The organism is Corallococcus sicarius (assembly GCF_003611735.1).
In the GTDB taxonomy this organism is placed as follows: Bacteria; Myxococcota; Myxococcia; order Myxococcales; family Myxococcaceae; genus Corallococcus; species Corallococcus sicarius.
In genome coordinates this window covers 1-7,377 of record NZ_RAWG01000392.1, presented here as the reverse complement: position 1 = coordinate 7,377, position 7,377 = coordinate 1, and the positions used below count along the sequence as shown (strand labels likewise).

Below are 7,377 nucleotides of genomic sequence, written 5' to 3'. Positions count from 1 at the left end.
CCCCTCTTCCCCTTTCCCGCGCCCGTCCCCTCGAGAGCGTCCATGGCGGAGGTCCGCTCCACTGGGTCGGTGACGGCTTCCAGGTGCATACGCTCGTCCCGAGCAGGGGCCTCACGCAGGAGCGCGTCAGCCCCTTCCTGCTGCTCGACTACCATCCCCGCTACGAGTACCCGGCGCTGGCCACGGGTCAGCGCGGCGTCGGCTGGCATCCCCACCGCGGCTTCGAGACGGTCACCCTGGCGTTCGAGGGCTCCGTCGCGCACCGCGACACCGCGGGCCATGCGGGCGTCATCGGGCCGGGCGACGTGCAGTGGATGACGGCCGCGTCCGGCATCCTCCACGAGGAGTACCACGCGCAGGACTTCGCCCGTCGCGGAGGCGCGTTCCACATGCTGCAGCTCTGGGTCAACCTTCCTCGCGCGAAGAAGATGGACCCGCCGGGCTACCAGCCCATCACCGTGGACCAGACACCCATCGTCCCGGTCGGAGGTGAAGGCAACACCAGCACGGTCCGGGTCATCGCCGGAGCGTACGCAGACGCCCGAGGGCCCGCGCGGACCTTCACGCCCATCACCCTGCTCGACGTGAAGCTCACGGCGGGCACGGCGCTCGAGGTGCCCGTGCCGTCCCATCACAATGCCTTCGTGCTCGTCGCCGGGGGCCGGGTCTCCATCGACGGTGACTCGCTCACCCCGGGCTCCCTCGCCGTCTTCGCCAACGAGGGCGAGCATCTGGCACTGCGCGCCGAGGAGGACGCGCACCTCATCGTCCTCGCGGGCGAGCCCCTCCGTGAGCCCATCGTCCATGTGGGGCCCTTCGTCATGAACACCGAGCGCGAGATCCTCCAGGCCATCCACGACTTCGAGGCAGGCCGCTTCGGTGAGGTCCCCGCGGACGAGCCGCCGCGGAGCTGAATCGCGGCTTCATCCCCTGGGGTAACAGGAGATCGGGAACTTCCTGGGGCTCCCCTACTTCGCCTGTGCTCTCCTCCCCGGGCAGCGGTTCCAAAACCAACGCTGGCTCGACACTCCAGGAGATTGAAGATGCCTTCCAACCGTTCAACGAAGATCGCGGTCATTGGCAGTGGGCTCATGGGAAGCGCCCTGGCGAAAGCCTTTGCCGCGGCGGGGCATGAGGTCGCGGTCTGGAACAGGACTCCCAGCAAGGCCAGGGCCGTGGGCGGTGGCACCGTCGCGTTCGAGCACCTGCCCGAGGCCCTCTCCGGACGCGAGCTCGTGGTCGTCTCGCTGTCCAACTACACAGCCTGCTCGGAGCTCTTCTCTTCGGAGACCGTCGCGGCGGCACTGGCCGGCAAGACGGTCGTCCAGCTCACCAGCGGCTCACCCGCGGACGCGCGAGGAGGCCTGGAGTGGGCGCGGGCCCACCGCGTGGACTACCTGGATGCGGCCATCCTCGCCTTTCCCGGCTTCGTGGCCACCGACTACGCCACGGTCTTCTACGCCGGGTCGCGAGCAGTGTTCGACCGGCACGTCGAAACCCTCCAGGCGATCGCGAAGAACTCCGTCTACGTCGACGAGAAGATCGGATCCGCCGCGACGCTCGACTGCGCGATCCTCGAAGCCTTCTACGGAGGCACCCTGGCGGTCCTCCACGCCGCGGCGATGTGCAAGGCCGAAGGGCTGGACCCGAAGAGCTTCTTCGCCCAGAAGAACTCCTTCCTCGGCCTGATCTCCGTCACCGCCGACGCCGCGCAGGGGATGATCGAGAACAACGACTTCTCAGGCGACCAGTGCAGCCTCAACACCCATGTCGCGGCGCTCGAACACATCGTCCGGCTGAGCAGCGACGCCCGCATCAGCTCCCGCTTCCCCAAGGAGCTGCTTGAGAACTACAAGCGAGCCCTCAGCGCGGGGCTGGGTGACAAGGAATTGCCCGCCGTGTTCAGCACGCTGAAGCAGGATTGAGACGGGCCGCTGTGGTGTAGCAACCCCAGAGTGCAGGGACAGCTCCACACCGTGCGGGGCCAGACCCCCACGGTGCAGGGCCAACACCACACTCCTCTCACGAAATGAGGATTGGAACATTTCAGCTTCAATGTCATATCTAAACTTGAAAACCAAATAATGTCTGGATACCTTGAATGGGTCTTGATGTCGGCCCACAGCAAGGAGTATTCAACATGAAACGTGGTTTGAAGCACGACATGGTGGTGTGGAGTGCGGCGGTGGTGTCACTCGCCCTGGTGGGCTGTGGCGCTGAGACGGAGGGCAGCGCGCCCGGGCCCGAGGCGGCCGAGTCCGCGCTCGCCCCCGCCGGCTGGGAGACCGTGGCGAACCAGTATGGGAGCTTCACGCTGGACAAGCCCTCGACGGTCCGGTTCGGCGTGGGCGACACGTGGACCACCCGGGAGATGCCGGCGGGCAGCGGGTATTGCTTCTTCAATCCGGACCCCGCGCCGGGCCGGTTCAAGACGTGTGAGCGCAGCACGTCCGTGGGCCCGGTGAGCGCGGGCCTGAGCCCTGCCTGTGCCACGTTCTATCCCCCGGACTTCGCGCTCTCCAGCGTCCGCAAGGCGATCCCCGTCCCCGCGCTGGCGAAGCCCGCCAAGGGCGTGGCGGTCTCCGAGCCCGCGTACAAGACGTGTCTCGTGCGCGCCACGAACCACGTGGCCGACGGCACCGCGACCTTTGCCCGCAACGACTATTCCCGCCGTCAGGCCTTCAACGCGAACACCACGAAGCAGCTGATCTACGACCTGGATGGGTTCTGGCACGTCTATGACGCCAACACCCGCGCCCGCGTGAAGCGGCTGTCGGGCCCGGCCGCGGACGCGGAGCCGCAGTGGCACCCGACGAACCCGGACCTGCTCTACTACCTGCCCACCAATGGCGTCGGGATGCGGCTCTACGAGCTGAACGTCGCGACGGGCGCCACGCGCGTCGTGGGTGACTTCGCCGCGCGGCTGAAGGCCCGGTGGCCGACCGCGATGGCGGCCTGGACGCGGTCAGAAGGGTCTCCCTCGGCGGACCGGCGCTACTGGTGCTTCATGGTCGACGACCCGAACTGGGGCAGCCTGGGCGTGTTCACCTGGGACCGTGACACGGACACCATCCTGGGCACGTACAACACGAACGGCGAGCGGCCCGACCACGTGAGCATGTCCCCCAGCGGCAACTCCTGCGTGGTGTCCACCGACTACGCCCTGGGCACGGTGGCGTTCTCGCGGGACTTCAGCAAGAAGGTCCAGCTGCACGCGAAGTCGGAGCACTCGGACATCGCCCTGGATGCCAACGGCGACGACATCTACGTCGCCGTCGACTACCAGTCCAACGCGGGTGACGTGTTCATGGTGAACCTGCGCACGGGCGTGCGCACGGTGCTGTTCCCGACGTACGTGGCCGGCACCGCGACGGCGCTGCACGTGTCGGGCAAGGCGTTCGGCCGGCCGGGCTGGGTGCTGATCAGCACCTACGCCGACTACGGCGGTGCCCAGCAGTGGCTGCACCGCACGCTGATGGCCGTGCAGCTGAAGGCCAACCCCACCGTCTACACGCTGGCCCACCACCGCACCGCGTCCAATGGCTATTGGACGGAGCCGCACGCCAGCGTCAACCTGGACTTCACGCGCGTGGCCTTCGGCTCCAACTGGGGCAGCGGCAGCGCCACGGACGTCGACACGTACGTGGTCGAGATTCCGGCGGGCGCGCTGAAGTAGGGCTCCCGCCACTTCATCCGCAAGCGCAGGAGCGGGATGGCAGGCGTTGGCTTGCCATCCCGCGAGCGGTCACGGGTCGTACAGGTAGGCCCAGTTCAGCTGCGACGCCGAAGCGGTGAGGGTGTCCATCGGCTGATTGGCATTGAAGTTCTGGTAGGGGGAGGCGTAGCAGAGGGTGGCGGTGCAATACATCAGGCTGCCGGGGTGGACGCCCGACCAGAGACTGCGGACAGCGCCCGACCAGCGCACGAACCGGACACCGTCCCAGTAGCGGGTGACCGTTCCCAGGTCCAGCCAGGCCACAGGCGCCCCTGCCTGCTTGTAGAGACAGAGCTGGCGGCCCCGGCGTGCCGGCTGGTCGAAGAGCCAGAGGCTGGAGCCAGCACACCCTCCGTCAATGGCCAGGTCGTCCAGGTCCTGCTGGGTGACGCCTTCCCCCCGGTTCCGGAACAGCGCCTCGCGCGCTTCAATCTGCGCCCGCTGCTCCGCCCGGGTGATGAACGTCGTCTCCTGGGACAGCGTCCCATCCGGCAGCGCACGGATGAGGGTCTGCGAGATGAGCGCGTCCTGCTGTCCCTCGGGAACCTCCGACGGCGGGTCTTCGGGCGGCCCCCCGCACCCCAGCACCAGGCCGGCGACACAGACCACCATCCACGGGCTCGCGTGCTTCATCATGGCCTCCAGGGTGCGGATTGAGCGGATGCTGCTTAAACCATTTTAGCATGTTTTGAGCAGACCCTTGCCCCTGCACGGAGGTGGGGGGCGCTCAGGGGCCTCCACCTGCGGCCATTGCCTACTGGATCGTGGAGTTCGTGACCTGGATGGGCGTATCCGCGTGGTTGGAGATCTGCGGATACGTCGCGTACCAGGAGCCGCCCACGTTGTTCTGGATGACCGAGCGGTCGATGCGGATGTCGCCCGAGTGGTCATTGCTGACGAAGAAGATGGCGCTGCCGTGGGCGTTGACCTCGTTGTGTTCGATTCGCGTGCCGCAGAGCGACAGCGTCATCGTGTTGCCGTCGTTGTAGATGGCCCCGCCGCTGCCCCCGCCCGGGGTGCCCGGACCGGCGGGATTCGCGCCGTTGCCGATGGCCCGGTTGTGGGAGAAGAGGCTGTTGATGACGGTCCACGACACGCCGATGCTGCTGATGCCGCCGCCGTTGGAGCAGACCCCACCGTAGCCCTGCTTGCCGCCGAAGGTCGTGTTGATCACGTAGACGGGCTTCCCGTCGTACTGGCTGAACACCCGGAGGGCGCCACCCCCGACGTCGGGCCCGACGTCCGCGCACGCGTTGTTGAAGAAGCGCGAGTTGATGACCTTCACCCGCCCACCGCGCACCCAGACCGCCCCGCCTCCGTCGAACTCCGTCTCGCTCTTGGAGCTGGCGTCCACGAACGTGAGGTTCTGGAGCGTCAGCCGCGGGTGGTCCTGGTTCTGGCAGTGGGACGTCGTCCACACCTGCTTCTGATCGCAGGTGTTCATGTACAGGATGCGGTGCTTGCCCCCGCCGCTGAGCGTCACCAACCCCTTGCCGTCGATGACGATGTCCGGCCCCTTGTCGTTGAAGACCTTCGCCGTCCTGTCGAGCGTGAGGGTCACCGGTTCCGGGCCGCAGTCGAAGGTGATGACCCCGCCCTTGGCCACGGCGTCGATGAAGGCCGCGCCGGTGCAGCTGGCCGGCGTCCCGGTGCCGACGACGGTGGTGGGCCGGGACACGTCCGCGAGGCCGGCCTCGGCGGGCACGCTGCACGTGGCCTCCGCGTTGGGATTGCCGGCGGGAGGACCGTCCTTGGGGTTCGTCAGCGGGTTGGGCACGTCCACGCCCGTCTCGTCATCGTCCGAGCAGCCCGCTGCGAAGGTGAGCGCGAGCCCCACGGCCAGCGAGAGCACCGCAGACGTGGGCCACCGGTGAAGTCTCTTCGGGTGCATCAAGCCTCCAGGAGGGCAGCAGTGTAGAGCGGCGGTGCGCCCGAGACGAGCGGACGTGCGGAAGTGGCCCCTGCCATGCCCCGTCCCCACCTCGCCTGCTGCTACGCTCGGCGGCGCCCTCCCTGGGAGCCCCGAGCCGATGAAGCGTGTCCTCCTCGCCCTGCTGGTCCTCCTGCTGCTCCTCGTGGGCGTCCTCGTCGTGCGCACGCTGCGCTTCAGCTCGCGGCAGGTGCCCGCCGAGCCGGCCGAGCCCTTCTCGGTGGACGCCACCGCGGCGGCGGGTCGCCTCGCGGAGGCGCTGCGCCACCGCACCATCGCCGCCTCCGACGGCATGGGCACGGAGGACGCCGCCTTCCGGGCGCTGCATGCGCAGCTCGTCGCACGGTTTCCGCTCGTGCACGCGCAGCTCGGGCACGAGGCCGTGGGAGCGCACGCGCACCTCTACACCTGGAAGGGCGCGGATCCGGACCTGAGCCCCGTGCTGCTGCTGGGCCACCTGGACGTGGTGCCCGTGGAGGCGGAGGCCACCTGGAGCCACCCGCCCTTCGGCGGCGTGGTGGCGGACGGCTACATCCACGGGCGCGGGGCGCTGGACGACAAGGGCAGCGTGCTCGCCATCCTCGAGGCCGTGGAGGGGCTGCTCGCCCAGGGCCACCGCCCGCGCCGCACGGTGCTGCTCGCCTTCGGCGCGGACGAGGAGGTGGGTGGGCGCGACGGCGCCGCCCGCGTGGCCGCGCTGCTGCGTGAGCGGGGCGTGCGCCTGGAGTCGGTGCTGGACGAGGGAGGCCCCATCGGCGTGGGGCTCGTGCCCGGCGTGGCCGCCCCGGTGGCGCTGGTGGGGGTGGCGGAGAAGGGCTCGGCGCGCGTGGAGCTGGTGGTGCGGAGCACGGGCGGGCACGCGTCCATGCCGCCGCCGCAGACGGCCGCGGGCATCCTCGCCCGCGCCCTCGTGCGGCTGGAGGAGCACCCCCTCGAGCCCGGACTGCGCGGCGGGACGCTGGCGCTGTTCGAGCACGTGGGGCCGGAGATGGGCTTCGGCCTGCGCCTGCTCTTCGCCAACACCTGGCTCTTCGCGCCCCTCATCGAGCGGCAGCTGGCCGCGGCGCCCTCGACCAACGCCAGCATCCGCACCACGGCCGCGGCCACCATGCTGGAAGGCAGCCCCAAGCCCAACGTGCTGCCCTCGCAGGCGCGCGCGGTGCTCAACGTCCGCCCCCTGCCGGGCGACAGCCTGGACGACGTGCGCGCCCACGTGCGCGAGGTGGTGGACGACGCGCGCGTGGAGCTGCTCGCCGAGGGCGACGAGGCCTCACCGGTGTCGCGCCTGGACACGGAGGGCTGGCGGCAGCTGCAGCGCAGCATCCGCCAGGTGTTCCCGGACGTGGTGGTGGCGCCCTTCCTCACCGTGGCGGCCACCGACGCCCGCCACTTCTACCCCTTGAGCGACAGCGTGTACCGCTTCATGCCGGTGCACATGACCCGCGAGGACCTCACGCGCATGCACGGCCGCGACGAGCGGCTCTCCGTCGCGGGGCACGCAGCCGCCATCCGCTTCTACGCACAGTACCTGCGCAACACCACGCGCTAGCGCCGGGCCTCAGGCGCCAGGGCGCAGCGGCAGCGGCTTCACGAGCCGCAGCGTCTCCTCGCCGAAGCCGAGCCGCTCGTAGAAGGCGCGAGCGCGGGCATTGCCCGCGAAGACGGTGAGCGTGAGCCGGTCGTAGCCCTGCTCCCGCGCCCACGCCTCCCCTGCCGCCATCAGCGCCTGCCC

General features: G+C 69.5%; 7 protein-coding genes. 4 read left to right on the top strand and 3 right to left on the bottom strand.

The window, feature by feature from the left end; genetic code table 11:
- The 3 genes from D7X12_RS36660 to D7X12_RS36650 form a co-directional block, all read left to right on the top strand.
- Positions 1-914 (top strand): pirin family protein (locus tag D7X12_RS36660; RefSeq protein ID WP_244225003.1); only part of this gene is annotated, 914 nt, incomplete at its 5' end.
- Between the two features lie 129 nt (positions 915-1,043).
- Positions 1,044-1,925 (top strand): NAD(P)-dependent oxidoreductase, encoded by an 882-nt coding sequence (locus tag D7X12_RS36655; RefSeq protein ID WP_120629849.1) that lies wholly within the window; start codon positions 1,044-1,046, stop codon positions 1,923-1,925.
- 215 nt (positions 1,926-2,140) lie between these two features.
- Complete coding sequence (locus tag D7X12_RS36650) at positions 2,141-3,676, top strand: lactonase family protein (protein ID WP_244225002.1); 1,536 nt, start codon at positions 2,141-2,143, stop codon at positions 3,674-3,676.
- A 69-nt stretch (positions 3,677-3,745) separates the two neighbouring features.
- Here the strand turns inward: D7X12_RS36650 and D7X12_RS36645 are convergent, their stop codons facing one another.
- Both D7X12_RS36645 and D7X12_RS36640 read right to left on the bottom strand, forming a co-directional pair.
- Positions 3,746-4,351, bottom strand: a complete 606-nt coding sequence (locus D7X12_RS36645; RefSeq protein ID WP_120629848.1) for a hypothetical protein — start codon at positions 4,349-4,351, stop codon at positions 3,746-3,748.
- A 118-nt stretch (positions 4,352-4,469) separates the two neighbouring features.
- Positions 4,470-5,606 carry a hypothetical protein gene (locus D7X12_RS36640; protein ID WP_120629847.1) on the bottom strand — a complete coding sequence of 379 codons (1,137 nt, stop codon included), beginning with the start codon at positions 5,604-5,606 and terminating at the stop codon, positions 4,470-4,472.
- 139 nt (positions 5,607-5,745) lie between these two features.
- Here D7X12_RS36640 and D7X12_RS36635 point away from each other — a divergent pair, with 139 nt between their 5' ends.
- Complete coding sequence (locus D7X12_RS36635; RefSeq protein ID WP_120629846.1) at positions 5,746-7,194, top strand: M20 family peptidase; 1,449 nt, start codon at positions 5,746-5,748, stop codon at positions 7,192-7,194.
- A 9-nt stretch (positions 7,195-7,203) separates the two neighbouring features.
- Here D7X12_RS36635 and D7X12_RS45425 read toward each other — a convergent pair whose 3' ends face one another.
- A complete protein-coding gene (locus D7X12_RS45425; protein WP_369333663.1) occupies positions 7,204-7,365 on the bottom strand; it encodes a GNAT family N-acetyltransferase in 162 nt (53 codons plus the stop codon).
- Positions 7,366-7,377: the final 12 nt, after the last annotated feature.